General features: G+C 59.0%; 14 protein-coding genes. 11 read left to right on the forward strand and 3 right to left on the reverse strand.

What is annotated here, in order from left to right; all coding sequences use genetic code 11:
- The first annotated feature begins 63 nt into the window (after positions 1-63).
- The 9 genes from AC2FF8_RS09225 (at position 64) to glmM (ending at position 12,347) form a co-directional block, all read left to right on the forward strand.
- Positions 64-585 (forward strand): DUF6446 family protein, encoded by a 522-nt coding sequence (locus AC2FF8_RS09225; protein WP_425078041.1) that lies wholly within the window; start codon positions 64-66, stop codon positions 583-585.
- Positions 586-593: 8 nt separating this feature from the next.
- Complete coding sequence (gene gltS / locus AC2FF8_RS09230; protein WP_496879517.1) at positions 594-1,802, forward strand: sodium/glutamate symporter; 1,209 nt, start codon at positions 594-596, stop codon at positions 1,800-1,802.
- A 9-nt stretch (positions 1,803-1,811) separates the two neighbouring features.
- Entirely contained in the window at positions 1,812-4,046 is a 2,235-nt protein-coding gene (gene glyS, locus AC2FF8_RS09235) for a glycine--tRNA ligase subunit beta (RefSeq protein WP_496879518.1), read from the forward strand.
- Between the two features lie 89 nt (positions 4,047-4,135).
- Complete coding sequence (locus tag AC2FF8_RS09240) at positions 4,136-6,676, forward strand: putative PEP-binding protein (RefSeq protein WP_425078043.1); 2,541 nt, start codon at positions 4,136-4,138, stop codon at positions 6,674-6,676.
- A gap of 187 nt (positions 6,677-6,863) precedes the next feature.
- Positions 6,864-7,505 (forward strand): cell wall hydrolase, encoded by a 642-nt coding sequence (locus tag AC2FF8_RS09245; RefSeq protein ID WP_170346602.1) that lies wholly within the window; start codon positions 6,864-6,866, stop codon positions 7,503-7,505.
- Positions 7,506-7,579: 74 nt separating this feature from the next.
- Positions 7,580-8,953: a multicopper oxidase family protein gene (locus AC2FF8_RS09250; protein WP_496879519.1), complete on the forward strand. Its 1,374-nt coding sequence runs from the start codon at positions 7,580-7,582 to the stop codon at positions 8,951-8,953.
- 101 nt (positions 8,954-9,054) lie between these two features.
- Positions 9,055-9,975, forward strand: a complete 921-nt coding sequence (locus tag AC2FF8_RS09255; RefSeq protein ID WP_170346604.1) for a dihydroneopterin aldolase — start codon at positions 9,055-9,057, stop codon at positions 9,973-9,975.
- Positions 9,972-10,970, forward strand: coding sequence for a dihydropteroate synthase (gene folP, locus AC2FF8_RS09260; protein WP_496879520.1), 999 nt, complete (start codon positions 9,972-9,974; stop codon positions 10,968-10,970). Before AC2FF8_RS09255 ends, folP begins: the two co-directional genes overlap by 4 nt.
- Positions 10,971-11,003: 33 nt before the next feature.
- Complete coding sequence (gene glmM / locus AC2FF8_RS09265; RefSeq protein WP_496879521.1) at positions 11,004-12,347, forward strand: phosphoglucosamine mutase; 1,344 nt, start codon at positions 11,004-11,006, stop codon at positions 12,345-12,347.
- Here the strand turns inward: glmM and AC2FF8_RS09270 are convergent.
- Together AC2FF8_RS09270 and ilvC are read right to left on the reverse strand one after the other, a co-directional pair.
- Complete coding sequence (locus AC2FF8_RS09270; RefSeq protein WP_496879522.1) at positions 12,344-13,246, reverse strand: DMT family transporter; 903 nt, start codon at positions 13,244-13,246, stop codon at positions 12,344-12,346. The two genes, glmM and AC2FF8_RS09270, sit on opposite strands and share 4 nt — an antisense overlap.
- A gap of 134 nt (positions 13,247-13,380) precedes the next feature.
- Positions 13,381-14,403: a ketol-acid reductoisomerase gene (gene ilvC / locus AC2FF8_RS09275; protein WP_170346608.1), complete on the reverse strand. Its 1,023-nt coding sequence runs from the start codon at positions 14,401-14,403 to the stop codon at positions 13,381-13,383.
- A 131-nt stretch (positions 14,404-14,534) separates the two neighbouring features.
- Between ilvC and AC2FF8_RS09280 the strand changes: the two genes are divergently transcribed.
- Together AC2FF8_RS09280 and AC2FF8_RS09285 are read left to right on the forward strand one after the other, a co-directional pair.
- Positions 14,535-14,990 (forward strand): Lrp/AsnC family transcriptional regulator, encoded by a 456-nt coding sequence (locus AC2FF8_RS09280; protein ID WP_496879523.1) that lies wholly within the window; start codon positions 14,535-14,537, stop codon positions 14,988-14,990.
- Positions 14,987-15,445, forward strand: coding sequence for an Lrp/AsnC family transcriptional regulator (locus AC2FF8_RS09285; RefSeq protein ID WP_170346610.1), 459 nt, complete (start codon positions 14,987-14,989; stop codon positions 15,443-15,445). Before AC2FF8_RS09280 ends, AC2FF8_RS09285 begins: the two co-directional genes overlap by 4 nt.
- 6 nt (positions 15,446-15,451) lie before the next feature.
- On the opposite strand, the gene hutC is transcribed toward AC2FF8_RS09285, so the two are convergent.
- Positions 15,452-16,153: a histidine utilization transcriptional repressor HutC gene (hutC, locus tag AC2FF8_RS09290; protein ID WP_257600491.1), complete on the reverse strand. Its 702-nt coding sequence runs from the start codon at positions 16,151-16,153 to the stop codon at positions 15,452-15,454.
- Between the last annotated feature and the right edge of the window lie 204 nt (positions 16,154-16,357).

Raw genomic sequence — 16,357 nt, forward strand, 5'->3', positions numbered from 1 at the left:
GATGCCTGTACCCGGATGAAACCTGTCCTATTTTACAAGAACTTGAAAGAGGCGGCTTAAGAGATGACGGGAAAACTGCTGGCAATTGTCCTGTTGCTGTCGGCCCTGGCGGCCGGGGCCGGAATGTATTATTTGCAGATTTACGGTTTCTACTATGAGGTCGAACCGCAACCCGGTCAGGACGTGGTCCTGATGACGGAAGAAGGCGATATGCCCGTCCCGATCCCCTATTCAGAATTTCAGGCGATCGATGCAGACAGTTCTCCGATCCGCTACCGTGGCTGTTTCGAAACGGATCTGAAACCGGATCAGATGGACGGGTTTATGCCTGTCGAAAACCCCGAACCCTTGACCGCGCCGGGTTGGTTTGACTGTTACGATGCCGTGTCGCTGGGCGATGCGCTGAAATCAGGTCAGGCGCAGGCGTTCTTGGGTGTGAAGAACATCCATTTCGGCGTCGACCGGATCGTGGCGATCACCAGGGATGGCAAGGGATATGTCTGGCACGCTCTGAACAACTGCGGTGAAAAAGCCTATGACGGTACGGTGGTGGGTGAGGAGTGCCCGAAACGCCCTGAAAACTGAGGAAAACCATGGCTGATACCGTTTTGATCCCGGACTTCATTACCGCGACTCTGGGATTTGCGGTGTATCTGCTGGGTGCCCGGATCAACGGCAAAGTCGCGGTTCTGAGGCAGTTCAACATTCCTGAACCGGTCACAGGCGGCCTTTTGGCCTCGCTCGTGGTTTTGCTGCTCTATCTCGTTGCCGATGTAGAGCTGTCATTCGAGTTGCAGACCCGGGACGCTCTGCTGGTTCTGTTCTTTGCCGGGATCGGACTGAACGCGCGGCTTTCTGACTTGATTGCCGGTGGTAAGCCTCTGTTAATACTTCTGATTTTGACGCTTGTTACGATTGTTGCGCAGAACGTTATCGGCGCGGCAGGTGCGTCCTTGTTTGGCTATCCTGCGCAAGCTGGCGTTCTGTTCGGTTCGGCCGCGTTGATTGGTGGACACGGAACCGCAATCGCATGGGCACCCGAAGTTGCCAGCGCAACGGGTCTGGACGGTGCAACCGAACTTGGCGTTGCTGTGGCGACGCTCGGACTCGTGCTTGCCGCGCTGGTAGGTGGTCCTATTGCACGTCTTCTGGTGGAAACACGAGACCTTTCGCCGAACCGACCTGACGAAGAACACACGGTCGGACTGCCGGAAAAAGCGACCGTGGCCACCGAAATTGACCATGTGACCATTATGCGCGTGCTGCTGCATCTGAACCTTGCCATCATTCTGGGCTATGCGCTGGGCGAGGCGATTTCGGCCGCGGGGCTGAAGCTGCCGCTGTTTGTGCCCTGTCTGATCATGGGCATCGTGATCTCGAATGTCCGAACGGCCATTGCTCCGTCCGCGCCGCCGGTTGCGCGTACACCGTCGCTGGCGTTGCTGTCTGAATTTGCTCTTGGTGCCTTTCTGGCAATGTCACTGATGAGCTTGCAGTTGTGGACCATCGCGGAACTGGGTGTGGCAATTGCCGTGATCATGTCGGCGCAAACTCTGTTCACGGTCGTTTTCGTGATATGGGTGCTGTTTCCCCTGATAGGCTCGAATTATCGCGGAGCGGTGCTGGCCGCGGGCTTCGGAGGCTTTGCCCTGGGCGCCACACCCACGGCGATTGCAAATATGACGGCAGTAACCAAGCGATATGGGCCTTCGCCTATTGCCTTTATCGTGCTGCCCCTTGTATCCGCCTTCTTTGTGGATATCGCCAATGCCATCGTCATTCAGACGATTGTGAACTTCTAAGGACCGACTATGCCCGACCTGCTGATCGAACTGTTTTCCGAAGAAATTCCTGCGCGGATGCAAACCCGTGCCGGTGAGGATCTGAAAAAGCGGATTACCGATGGTCTGGTCGAGGCCGGCTTGACCTATTCAAACGCTGCCGCACTGACCACACCCCGCCGCCTGACATTGGCGGTGGAAGGTCTGCTGGCGCAAAGTCCGACAATCCGGGAAGAGCGCAAAGGACCCAAGGTCGGCGCGCCGGACAAGGCGATCGAAGGTTTCCTGCGGGGCGCGGGCCTGACCCGCGACCAACTGGAAGAGCGTGAGACCCCCAAGGGCGCCGTTTACTTCGCCACCATCGAGAAACCGGGCCGTCCGGCCGCCGAGATCATTGCCGAAGTGCTGGAGGCCACCATTCGCAACTTCCCATGGCCCAAATCCATGCGTTGGGGCAGTGGCAGCCTGCGGTGGGTGCGTCCGTTGCATTCCATTCTGTGCATCCTGTCGGATGATTCCGGGGCGCAGGTTGTTCCGATGGATGTCGACGGCATCCGTTCCGGAGACACCACAGCCGGTCATCGTTTCATGGCCCCCAACCGGTTCCCGGTTACGTCTTTCGAGGACTATGCCGCCAAGCTGAAACGCGCATTCGTGATTCTCTCGCCGGATGAACGTGCCGAACACATCTGGAATGATGCACAGAACATGGCTTTTGCCGCAGGTCTGGAAATCGTCGAAGACAAGGGCCTGTTGGCCGAGGTTGCCGGGCTGGTGGAATGGCCCGTGGTTTTGATGGGCCAGATCGATGACGAGTTTCTGGAACTGCCGCCCGAAGTATTGCAGACCTCGATGAAAGAGCATCAGAAGTTCTTTTCGGTGAAGAACCCCAAGACAGGTCGGATCGAACGGTTCATCACCGTCGCCAACCGCGAAACCGCCGACAACGGCGCAACCATTCTGGCGGGGAACCAAAAGGTGCTGTCGGCACGTCTGGCCGATGCCAAGTTCTTCTGGGAGAACGACCTGCGCATTGCCAAGTCGGACATCACCCAATGGACCCGAGCGCTGGAGAACGTGACCTTCCACAACAAGCTGGGCACTCAGGCCCAACGTATCGAGCGCATCGCCGCGCTGGCCCGCGAACTGGCCCCGGTGACGGGCGCCGACCCGGACCAGGCCGAGAAAGCCGCGCGCCTGGCCAAGGCCGATCTGAGTTCCGAGATGGTCTATGAATTCCCCGAACTTCAGGGGCTCATGGGGCGGTATTACATCGAAGCCGCCGGCGAGGATGCCGCGGTGGCAGCTGTGGCGCAAGAACACTACTCGCCGCTGGGGCCGTCGGATGATGTGCCTGCGGCACCTCTGTCGGTCGCCGTGGCGCTTGCGGACAAACTTGATACTCTGGCCGGGTTCTGGGCGATCGATGAAAAGCCCACCGGGTCGAAGGACCCGTTCGCGCTGCGTCGCGCGGCCTTGGGGGTGATCCGGTTGATCCTGAACAATGATCTGCGGCTGAAGCTCGACCGTTTCTTCGACGCGCAACTCGTTCGGGCCGAAGCGGCTTCGAACGAAGCCTTGCACGACGGGCATGTCGCAGAGCTGTTGGATGAGATTGCCGACCACGGTGTTTTCGGAGCAGCGTTCCGTACGGTGAAGGAGAAGCTTGCGGGCGACAAGGCCGGGACGCACCAAATGGCGGACTTTCTGCATCTTGAACGGAAGGTACCCGATACGTCAGATGACCTTTTGTCCTTCTTCCACGACCGGCTCAAAGTCTTCCTTCGAGACGACGGCATCCGCCATGACATCATCGACGCCTGCATCGCGATGGAGGGCAATGACGACCTCAACCTGCTGGTCAAACGTGCGCGCGCGCTGAATGCGGTGATCGCGACCGAGGATGGGGAAAACCTCGTGCAGGGGTTCAAGCGGGCCAACAACATCCTGACCCAGGCCGAGGAAAAGGACGGCGTGGAATACTCTTACGGTGCGGATGTGAAATTCGCCGAGACCGAAAGCGAGAAGGCGCTTTTCGCGGCTTTGGACAGGGCTCAGTCGCAGATCGATGTGGCTCTGAAGTCCGAAGACTTCGCAGCTGCCGTGGCCGCCATGGCCGCGCTGCGCGGCCCTGTGGACGGTTTTTTTGAGGACGTGCAGGTCAACACCGACAATGATGTGATCCGCCGCAACCGGCTGAACCTGCTCAGTCAGATCAGGCAGGTTTGTTCCAGCGTGGCCGATCTTTCGCGGATCGAAGGTTAAAACCTCGGGCACGCAGCGATGCGTGCCCACAACGCCCTTGCACGAAGGGCGCAAGCGCTTATGCTGCACGCAAATCAAAAGGTGCTGCAGTGCAGAATAATCCGCATACCACGCTCATTACGCCCGATGCTCCGGTCACGGCCCATACCCATGGCGGGCGGGCCAAGTGTCTGCAACGACTGGTTCGACTGGACCTGCCGGTGCCCCGGACCGTCGCGTTGTCGTTTGATGCGGTCCATCAGATTGCGGAAGGCGAAGTTCCGAACCTTGACGCGATCCTTGAGCAATTCGATCCGGCGACCTTGCTGTGCGTCCGACCAAGTTCCGAAGATCCCGACTGGGGCGGGCCCGGTGCGGTTCTGAACATTGGCATGAATGATGCACGCTATGTGGACCTGTCCGATACGATGGGGGCAGAGGCCGCCGCAGCGCTGTATCTCAGGTTCGTTCAAAGCTATGCGATCCACGTGGCGCGGCTGGACGCGGATGTGTTTGATGACATCGACATGGATGGCAGCGAAGGTCTGCGCCATTCCCTGCGCGCGTACGAAGATGAAACGGACGAAGCTTTTCCGCAGGACCGCGGTGAACAGCTGATCGGTGTTTTGCGCTCGATGGCCCGCGCATGGGACGGGACATCCGCTCGGCTGTTGCGGCAGGCCAAGGGCGCCCCGGCAGATGCCGGTCTTGGGCTTGTCATTCAAGAGATGATCCCGGGGGTCGGGCAGGGTGAATGCGGATCAGGTGTGCTTCAACTGGTCGACTCGACCACAGGAATGCCGCAGATCACTGGGCGCTACCTGAGCCAGAGCCAGGGCCGTGATGCGCTGGGCGAAGATGTGGCCGCGCTGTTTCTTGAAAAAGACCCGCGTGGACCGTCGCTTGAAGAAGTCGCACCCAAAGCCTTTGCCGAGTTGAAGCAACAAGCTGCGCTGATGCGTGAAAAACTGCGCGAAGAAATGCAGGTCGAGTTCGTCATTCAAAACGGCAACGTGCATATTCTGGACGGCGTCCGGGTTCAGAGAACGTCGCGCGCGGCGATGCGGATCGCCGTTCGTCTGGCCGAAGACGGGATCATACCGCCGCAAGAGGCGGTGATGCGTGTGGACCCCCACGCGCTGAATGAACTTTTGCACCGGCAGGTCCATCCGGAAGCGCGGCGTGACGTGCTGACGACGGCCATCGGTGCCAGCCCGGGCGCTTCAACAGGAAAGATCGTGTTTACATCCGCAGAAGCGCAGGCCAGTGCCGCGCGCGGCGAGGCCTGCGTTCTGGTCCGCCGCGAAACCTCGCCCGAGGATGTGCGCGGGATGCATGCGGCCGTTGCGGTTCTGACGGAAAAAGGCGGGATGACCAGCCACGCCGCCGTGATTGGCCGTGGACTTGGCTTGCCCTGTATCGTTGGTGCCTCAGACATGCGGTTCCAGACCAAAAAGAAGATGCTGACCGCACCCGATGGTCGAGTTTTCAAGACCGGCGATATTCTGACCATCGATGGCAGTTCCGGTCAGGTGCTGGCAGGGCAGCCCGCCATGCTTGAGGCCGCGTTGGATGATTGTTTTCAGACCTTGATGGCGTGGGCCGATGCCGAGCGTGATATTGACATCCGCGCCAATGCCGACACACCGGCCGATGCGCAGACCGCGCGCAACTTTCAGGCGCAGGGGATCGGCCTGTGCCGGACGGAACATATGTTCTTTGAACCCGGTCGCCTGATCGTGATGCGCGAGATGATTTTTGCGCAAACGTCTTCGGGCAGGGCGGCTGTGCTGGAACGTTTGCTTCCGATGCAGCGTGAAGACTTTGTTCAACTGTTCAGAATCATGGAAGGGCAGCCCGTCTGCATTCGCCTGTTCGACCCGCCCTTGCACGAATTCCTGCCAACCACACGCAGCGGCCAACGGGAATTGGCCGAGGCGCTGGATTTGCCGGTTTCCGATGTCGAGCGTCGGGTTGACGCGATGACGGAATACAATCCGATGCTGGGCCTGCGCGGTGTTCGTCTGGGCGTGACCGTTCCCGAAATCTATGACATGCAAGCGCGCGCGATCTTCGAAGCCACGCTGGATGCCAGAAAGAACGGCGCCCCCGTCGTGCCCGAAGTGATGATACCGCTGGTATCCGCGAAACGAGAGGTCGAACTGGTCAAGTCCCGCATCGATACGGTGGCGGCGGCGGTCGCGTCAGAACGCGGGCAGGAGTTTGAATATCGGCTGGGTGTGATGGTCGAAACCCCGCGCGCCTGTCTGCGCGCAGAAGAGATCGCCCCGCAGACCGCGTTCATGAGTTTTGGAACGAATGACCTGACGCAGATGACATATGGTCTGTCCCGCGACGATGCCGGCCGTTTCATGTCCGCCTATGTTCGCCAGGGTGTCTTCGGCGAAGATCCGTTCCACGTTCTTGATCCGGATGGGGTCGGGGAACTGCTGAAGCTGGGAGCCGAGCGGGGACGAGCCGCGAAACCGGATGTGACCCTGTCTGTTTGCGGAGAACACGGCGGAAACCCCGAATCAATCGCCATTTGCAGGGATTTGGGGTTCGACTATGTTTCGTGTTCGCCGTTCCGGGTTCCGGTCGCTCGGCTGGCTGCCGCTCAACTGGCGATTTCCTCCAGACTTGGGGGTTGACAGGGCCTGAAAACCCAAGGATTAGTGGGTTATCTGGACACTCGTAGGCGAAATTTATCTTCGCTACGGGCAAGATTCCACTTGCATTTTCTGAAAGACTGGACCTTTGCGCTCGATTGCGTTAAATGCCTCGTCGCGCCCGCCGGGGGAGGGTATGGCGCGTGAAGTGCCTGTGCGAGGTTATCTGATGCTACGTTACATAATGGCTGTTGCCACAATGGCGGCAACCGTGCTGCCGAGTGCGTCCTTCGCCGAGAGGGAAGCAATTGATACTGCAAAGAAAGAGCTTGTCGCCCGCAGCGAATTGCCGGCGCAAAGCTTTCGCGACTATTTCAAACTGTTCCAACCGCGTAAGGCGGCCAAACCAGTTGAAGTAACATACTCCAAGGACTGGCTTGACCAGCAACCCAAGGCAACCGGTGACGAAAACTGGAAGTGCCTGTCCGAGGCATTGTACTTCGAAGCCCGTGGCGAAAGCGTGCGTGGCCAGTTTGCTGTGGCCGAGGTCATCTTGAACCGGGTCAAAAGCAGCCGCTTTCCAAGCTCTCTGTGTGGTGTGATCCGCCAGGGCACCGGCAAGAAATACCAGTGCCAGTTCACCTATACATGTGACGGTCGCAAAGAGGTCATCCACGAGAAGAAGGCTTATGAGCGCGTATCCAAGGTCGCTCGGGCAGCCATTGATGGTATTGGCCAAGAGCTGACCGAAGGGGCGACCCACTACCACACGACGGCGGTTCGGCCATCTTGGTCGCGGGTCTATAAACAGACCGCGCGGATCGGTGTGCACATTTTCTACCGCCACAACTATCGGACAGCGAGCAACTGATTGACGCACCCGCGCTGGAAGCTTGGTGGCGCGCGGCAGGTTGCAGTCTATATTGCGGGCCCAGGAGGCCCGTAATGCTTTTCACTCGACGACACATTCTGAAAACAGCCGCCGCCGCCACAATTCTGCCGGTCGCGGCCCGCGCCGGTTATCCGCCGCTCAAGGCGCATCTGAGCCGGCAGCGCGTTGCACCCGAAGGGTTTCCTGACACAACGGTCTGGAGTTACGGTGACACTGTCCCCGGAACAGTCCTAAGGGTCGAACAGGGCGCACGCGTTCAGCGCAAACTGGTGAATGACCTTCCGCAACCAACATCGGTCCACTGGCACGGGATCCGCATTGACAACGCCATGGACGGTGTACCCGGTCTGACGCAGGATGCCGTCGCACCGGGCAGTTCTTTCGACTATGACTTCGTTGCCCCGGATGCGGGCACCTATTGGTACCACGCGCACAATCGGTCGATGGAACAGGTGGCCCGCGGGCTTTACGGGCCGCTGATCGTCGCAGAGGCCACGGCACCGGATGTCGATCAGGATCTGGTGCTGATGTTGGATGATTGGCGGTTGAACCCTGAGACCGCGCAGATAACGGATGATTTCGACAATGGCCATGATCTGAGCCATGCAGGCCGGCTTGGAAACATCCTGACCGTCAACGGATCATTCGATCCTGCGTTTGCGGTGCGAAGAAACGAGCGACTGCGACTACGATTGGTCAACGCCTCCAATGCCAGGATATTTGATCTGGATCTTGATGGTCTTGCGGGGTGGATCGTTGCCTTGGATGGAATGCCCTTGGAAACACCACTGAGGCTGTCGGGCTCTTTCCCGCTGGCACCTGCGCAGCGCGCGGACCTGATTTTGGATGTCATCACCGAGGATGAAACGGCAAGCCTGGTCAGTGTCGAAAGAGATGGCTCCTATGGGCTGGCGCGGTTCGAAGTCGGTGGAACCGCTGCCGGGGCGCGCAGGCAAGGCGTGTCAGCATTGCCGCCTAACCCCTTGCCTGAGATCGGAAATATTCAAGAAGCACAAACGCACCAGATGCGTCTGCAAGGTGGTGCAATGCGCTGGCTGGAAAGTGCCCGGCTGGGTGAAACGGAACTGTCTGGCCGCGAGTTGGCGCAGTTGGGCAAGTTCTGGGCACTGAACGGGTACGCCGAGCGCCCGGAAGATCCTTTTCTGGATGCAGCCGTCGGCAGTTTGCACAGGATCGAGTTCGTGAATGAATCCGCGTTTGCGCACGCGATGCATCTGCACGGGCATCACTTCCGATTGATCCTGGATGATGGTTCTCTTGGCCCCTGGCGTGATACCGTTCTAGTCGGGCGGGGACAGGCACGCCAAATCGCATTGATCGCGGACAATCCGGGGAACTGGTTGCTGCATTGCCATATGCTGGGGCACGCCGCGTCCGGGATGATGAGCTGGTTTCGGGTCTTGTGACGCCGCATTCGGCGGTTGGAATGGCGCTTGTTTGAATGCTATAGGCCCTCGCAACGCCTATAGTGGGCGAACTTTGAAACGAGCCCGAAAAGGCCTGACCCATGAGTTCTGAAATCCGTCTGGCATTCGCACACCCGTCCGAACGGTCCGAGGCGACGTCTCCTCGGGGGCCGTTGGATCGTATTTCGTTGCGCGACCATATCGTCGAAGTCGAAATCGGTGCCTTCCAGGCCGAGCGGGGAACAACCCAGCGGATCTGTTTCAACATCGTGGTCGAAGTCCGGCCTCTGACGGACCCGATTGATGATGATGTGGATCGCATCCTGTCATATGACCGGGTAACGGAATCCATCGCCTATGAGCTGGCGGCCGAGCGCCTGAACCTGCTTGAGACATTGGCCGAACGCGTTGCGGAACGCATACTGCTTGAGCCTCAGGCTGTAAGGGTCTTTGTCCGCATCGAAAAACTGGATCGGGGTCCGGGCGCATTGGGGGTTGAGATCGTGCGCGGAAAAGACTCGGTCCATCATGAGGTGGCCGAAGAAGAACGCCCGCATCCCCGCCTTGTCTTCCTGTCGAATGACGCCATCGCCTCGGAAAACCTGAAGGGTTGGATCGATCAGTTGGAGAACCGCCAGCGCCCGCTGATCCTGTGTGTCGGGGCGTCGGAACTGGCGGCTCCGCAAACGGGTCATGCGATGACACAACGCCGAATTGACCTGTTGGCAATTGAACAGAATGCCTGGGTTCTGGCGGCACGGGATCATCGCTGTGTGGTGGTTTCGACGCGGACCGAATTGGATTGGGCGATGAAGAATGGCCAGATCTGTGTCTGGGCCCCATCCAAGATCGTACTGGATGCCGTTGACGGCCCGTCTGCCGCCCCGTCGGATGCCGTGGCGCTGGCTGCATGGTTCGCGGCGACCTTTGAAGCGAGCGAAATGATGGTGATCGGCGGCGCATTGCCGACGGAACCCAAAACGCCCTTGCGCGCTGTTGCGGTGGATCAGGCCCAGCTGTGAGAACCTATTTCAGACCACTGGTCCAGCATGGAGCGACCCGTCCCGCAGGCGCTGTGCCGCTGGCGGGCCAAACCCTTTGGTTTACTCATGCCGAGGCCCTGCGGCGCGGGTCTGAACCTGAAATCGTCGCGGCCTCGGACGTTCCGTCAGATCACCTGAGCCGTTTGAGCCAACCGCGGGCTGACGTGGCGGGCCTTGATATGCATGTGCCTCATATCATGGGGATTCTGAATGCCACGCCGGACAGCTTCTCGGATGGCGGTGTTCACAGCTCGGTAGATGCTGCTCGCGTGGCTGCGGTGAATATGGTGGCGCAGGGTGCCGCGATTCTGGATATCGGCGGAGAGTCCACCCGTCCGGGTGCGGATTTTGTCCCGGCCGAGGAAGAAATCGCGCGAACCCGCCCGTTGATCGAAGCGATCCGGTCGGAAACAGGCGCTTTGATTTCCATCGATACACGCAAGGCAGATGTCGCCAAGGCCGCCTGCGATGCCGGGGCAGGGTTGGTCAACGATGTCTCGGGCTTCACCTTCGATCCCGAATTGGCACCGTTCTGTTCCGCGCAGGGCGTGCCTGTCTGTGTCATGCACATGCAGGGTGATCCGGCGACGATGCAGATCAATCCTCGATACGACAGTGTTCTGCTGGATGTTTACGATTTTCTCGAAGGCCAGATTGCGCTGCTGGAACGTCTTGGCCTGAGCCGCGGTCAGATCGTCGTGGATCCCGGGATCGGGTTCGGGAAGACCGAGGATCACAATTTGACTCTTCTGCGCGATATCAGCCTGTTCCACGGATTGGGCTGCCCGATCCTGTTGGGCGTGTCGCGGAAGGGCTTCATTGGTTCTATCGGAAAGGAACCTCGCAAGACTGCCCGCGCGCCGGGATCAATTGCGGTGGCTCTGGCTGGATTGTCTCAGGGCGTGCAGATCATTCGCGTTCATGACGTGGCCGAGACCTCTCAGGCCTTGCGCCTATGGGCTGCTGTCCGGTAATCCGGTCGCACGACAAATCACGGAGTGACACCTATGCGCAAGCTGTTCGGAACCGACGGGGTGCGGGGCACCGCCAACACGCATCCGATGACGGCAGAGATGGCGTTGCGCATCGGGGCTGCGGTCGGGCGGTATTTCCGACGCGACGCGACAGGGGTGCACCGGGTTGTCATCGGTAAGGATACGCGCCTGTCCGGCTATATGCTGGAAAACGCGCTGACGGCCGGTTTGACGTCCACGGGAATGAACGTGTTGCTGCTGGGGCCCGTTCCGACACCCGCCGTTGGTCTCATGACCCGGTCCATGCGGGCTGATCTGGGCGTCATGATCTCGGCCAGCCACAACCCTGCCGAAGACAACGGAATCAAGTTCTTTGGGCCCGACGGCTACAAACTGTCCGATCAGGCCGAGGTCGAGATCGAAAAGCTGATCGACGATGGCGTCAGACCCGCTCAGGCGCAGAATATCGGCCGGGCGCGCCGGGTTGATGACGCCCGGTTTCGCTATGGTGAACGTGTGAAGTCGTCGTTGCCGCGGAACGTCAGTCTGGATGGTTTGAAAGTGGTGATCGATTGTGCAAACGGCGCAGCCCACCGCACCGCGCCGGAAGTTCTGTGGGAACTGGGCGCAGAAGTGATCCCCGTGGGAATCGCGCCCAACGGCAAGAACATCAATCTCAACTGCGGATCGACCAAGCCTCAACTGGCCGCTGAAACCGTTGTCGCGCATGGTGCCGATGTGGGTATTTGTCTGGATGGCGACGCGGACAGGGTGGTTGTGGTCGACGAAACCGGCCAGGTGGCTGACGGCGATCAGCTTATGGCTTTGCTGGCGACGGCGTGGAAGAAATCGGGCCAGTTGAAGGGCGATGCCCTGGTCGCGACCGTCATGTCCAACCTGGGTCTGGAACGCCACCTGACAGCGCAGGGTTTGCGCCTCGAGCGAACGGCCGTCGGCGATCGCTACGTGGTTGAACGGATGCGTGAAGGTGGGTTCAACCTTGGCGGGGAACAGTCCGGCCATATCGTGATGAGCGATTATGCCACCACCGGTGACGGGTTGATGGCAGGCCTGCATTTCCTGGCGGAAATGGTTCTGTCGGGGCGCAAGGCGTCGGATCTGTCCAAACAATTCGAAACCGTGCCGCAGTTGCTGAAGAATGTACGTTATTCCAGCGATCAAACCCCGTTGGAGGTGCAAAGTGTACAGGCGGCCATTGCCGATGCCGAGGCACGGTTGAATGGGCAGGGCCGGTTGTTGATCCGCAAATCCGGGACCGAACCGTTGATCCGCGTGATGGCTGAATGCGAGGATGATGGGTTGCTGACCCAAGTCGTTGACAGCATCGTCGCCGAGGTCGAGGCCGCCACAAGCTAGTGCCCGAACAGAACCTTGCGCAGGCTGAACCATTGACTGATGGCCATGCCTGTCAGGATCAGCGCAAGGGCGATGAAAAAGCGCAGGGGCAGGGCCTCGGACAGAATCCAGGCGCCGAATACCATTGACCAAATGGGCACCTGATAGTTCACCAGTGTCAGAAACACGGAACCTGCGCTGCGGGTGATGGACACGCGCAGCAGGGTGGCGAACGCCGTTGGCACCAAGCCCAGCACGATCAGAGCAAGTGTGGGGCGCGTGCCTTGCCATTTGGGCAAGCCTTCGGTCATCAGCATGATGGGCACCAACAACGCAGCCCCAACCAGCAGGGTCAGCGCAGCAAGGGCCAACGGGTCGACAGGCGGACAGCGACGGGTCAAAATCGACGAAGACGCATAGCACAATGCGGCAGTGATACAGGCCAATTGGGCCAGAGGTTCGGCCCCTTGGCCAAGCTGTGCCAGACCGGGGCCGATCAATACCAAAGCTCCCGAGAAGCCCAGAAACACGCCCAGCAGGCGACGTAGATTGAGCGGCTCGTCAGAAAAGAAATGCGCAAGTGGCAATACCATTAGCGGAATGGCAGCCATGGACAGCCCCGCAAAGGCTGATGGCACGAATTGCTGCCCCCAGCTGAGCAGCATGAAGGGTACGGCAGTAGACAGCACGCCGATAAGGACAATCGAAACACTCAGCGCCGGCGTCAGAACCGGCAGCTTGCGACCGGTCACCGTCATCATCAGCAACAGGGTAACAGCGCCCAGCGTGGTTCGTGAGGTGGCGACCGTGATCGGCCCATAGCCTTCCAGCGCCATGGTGACGACCATGAAGGTCGCGCCCCAGATCAGGCCCAGCGTGAAGACGCCGCTCCAGTCCTGTCTTGTCGGCTGTTGCACCATTGGTTTGTCCTGTCGGGCAGCGCAAGTTCGCGAAATAGATTGGTCTGATCGGGCGTTTATGTGCCGCGCCACTTTTTTGTGCAAACGAAAAAGGGCGACCGCCGTGGCCGCCCTTATGCTGACTAAGGTCTGGCTTAGTTCTTTTCTTTGTCGACCATCTTTCCGGCCGAGATCCACGGCATCATGCCGCGCAGCTTGGCGCCGGTTTCCTCGATCATATGCTCGTCATTGGCACGGCGCGCCGCTTTGATGGTCGGCTGGCCTACGGCGTTTTCCAGCATGAAGTCACGAACGAATTTACCCTGCTGGATGTCGTTCAGGACCTCTTTCATACGCGCTTTGGTCTCGTCGTATTTCAGGATACGCGGCCCGGTGACGTACTGGCCGTATTCGGCGGTGTTCGAGATCGAGTAATCCATGTTGGCGATGCCGCCTTCGTAGATCAGATCGACGATCAGTTTCACTTCGTGCAGACACTCGAAATAGGCCATTTCAGGGGCGTAACCGGCTTCGACCAGAGTTTCAAAGCCGCAGCGGATCAGTTCGACCAGACCACCGCACAGAACGGCCTGTTCGCCGAACAGGTCGGTCTCACATTCTTCACGGAAGTTGGTTTCGATGATGCCCGAGCGGCCGCCGCCGATGGCCGAGCAGTAGGACAAGCCGATTTCCAGCGCTTTGCCGGTTGCGTCGTTGTGGACAGCGACCAGGCAGGGCACGCCGCCGCCCTTGGTGTATTCGCCGCGCACGGTGTGGCCGGGGCCCTTGGGGGCCATCATGATGACGTCGACGCCGTCTTTCGGCTCGATCAGGCCGAAATGTACGTTCAGGCCGTGGGCAAACGCGATGGCCGCACCGGGCTTGATGTTGTCGTGGACGTATTTTTTGTAGGTCTCGGCCTGAAGCTCGTCGGGCATGGTGAACATGATCACGTCACACCAGGCCGCCGCTTCGGCGATGCCCATGACTTGCAAACCTTCGGCTTCGGCCTTCTTGGCGGAAGGCGATCCTTCGCGCAGGGCGACGACCAGGTTCTTTGCGCCCGAGTCGCGCAGGTTCAGCGCGTGAGCGTGACCTTGCGAGCCATAGCCGAGAATGGCAACTTTCTTGTCTTTGATCAGGTTGATATCGCAATCGCGATCGTAATAGACGCGCATTTCGCCGGTCCTTTCTGGTTAGGTTGCGGCGGTTGTATCTGCCTGTTCGCCCAATGGCGATAGGGTTGGGCTTGAGTATTTGCAAAAAAGATGAAGAATAATTCGCGATAATTGGAGAATGTAAAAAAATCATGCTTGATGATATTGATCGGCGCATTCTGCGCCACTTTCAAGCAGACCCGAGCCTGACAACAGCGGAACTGGCCGATCTTTGCCGGATCAGCGCGGGTGTCTGCTGGCGGCGGATCGAAAAGATGCAGGCCGCAGGGATCATCCAAGGGCAGGAGGCCGTGATAGACTGGGCCGCGATGGGATATGCTGTCGAGGTCTCGCTTCGGATCACGCTTGACAAGACGCAGGCCCGAGCTTTCGACGATTTCACGCAGGCGGCGCGTGACGTGGCAGAGGTGATCGAAATTCAGACCTTTCTGGGTCGGGTCGATGTTCGTCTTTCCGTCATTGCAAAAGATATGAAGCACTATCAACAGCTCTATCGCGACCGGATTCTGACCCTGCCTCACATCGCCGATATTGAGGCCCTGATGCATATCGCGCGGGTCAAGCGGGACGAGGTACTGCCGGTATGATCGAATTGGATGAGATTGATCGCCGCCTTCTTCGCGCGCTGCAACAGGATGCCACGCAAAGTGCCGGAGCATTGGGGCGCAGGTTCGGGTTATCCCAACCCGCAACGTGGCGTCGCATTCGCCGGTTGGAAGAGGCAGGAATAATCAAGGGCCGTCGGCTGCGTCTGAATGCCGAAGCGCTGGGGTTCGGTGTTACCGTCTTTCTGGGCATCAAGCTGGGGCGCAAGGGCCAAGTCAGTCTTGAAGATTTTGAGCGCGCTGTCAGTGCCATTCCCGAGGTGCAGACAGTCGAGCATGTGCTTGGACTGTATGACTATCGACTGCGTGTGGTGGCCCGAGACCTGGCCGATTTCGAGCGTGTATTGCGGCGCCGGATCATGACTCTGCCGGGTGCAGGCGACGTCGAGGCCAACGTTCTGCTGAGCGAAGAACGTCTGCCCGGTCCCATCGGCTGAACAGAGTCAGTACTTGGTGCGGATGCAATAGCCCGGATGATGCGTCATGCGCGCAAAGGTAAGCGGCCTGTCTTCTTTCCAGGTTGTGCGTTCCATCTGAATCATGGATGTTCCTGCCGTGGTGCCCATGAATTCTGCCAGTCGCGCATCTGCGGATATGGCGCAGAAAGCGACCTCGGCGTCGGTAAAGGGAGCAGCTGTCAACAGCCACTCGTGTGGCCCCTGTTCGACCAGGTCCGCGTCCTCTACATCTGGAACAGCCTCGATGTTGATCCACCGTTCTTCCATCTGGAAGGGCCGATTGTCTGCATAGTGCATACAGATTACATGTAGAACACGCGCATCCGGTGCCACGTTGATCTGCGAGGAAAGCCATCCAGGGCTGGTGACCACATTTCTTTCAACAAGCGCATAACGATAATTTGCATTCTGGTTTTCGACCACTTGCCGCGCCAGTGACAATTCGAGTTTGGCGTGTTTGCTGGGCTCTTTCTTGACGCGTGTGCCGCTTTTGCGTTTGCGCTCGACAAAGCCTTGGTCGGCCAGTTCTCTCAAGGCTCTGTTCACAGTGGCCCGGGCGCAATTGAACTCCTCTGCCAGCTGGGTCTCCGTCGGCAAAAGCGATCCTTGTGGCCAGACACGGCTTTCAATGCGTCGTTTTACTTCGTCTCGAACGAACTGGAAGCTGATCCGCTTTTGTATCGTCACGGGTGAATCTATCCCTTCAAGTATAAAGTGTGCGCATCTGTTCAGAAGCAAGTAGAAGTGTAAAGGGGAAGTGACACTGGTTGGCGTCATTTTCCAGTTCTCAGGAAACTAAGTGAGAAAAATTAAGTGTTTGTTAAGCTTTACGTCAGGTCAAATTTCGCCGCGAAAAGGCTTTACCCGCACTGACAAAGCGGACAAGACTTC

This window comes from Ruegeria sp. YTSA144 (assembly GCF_059610125.1).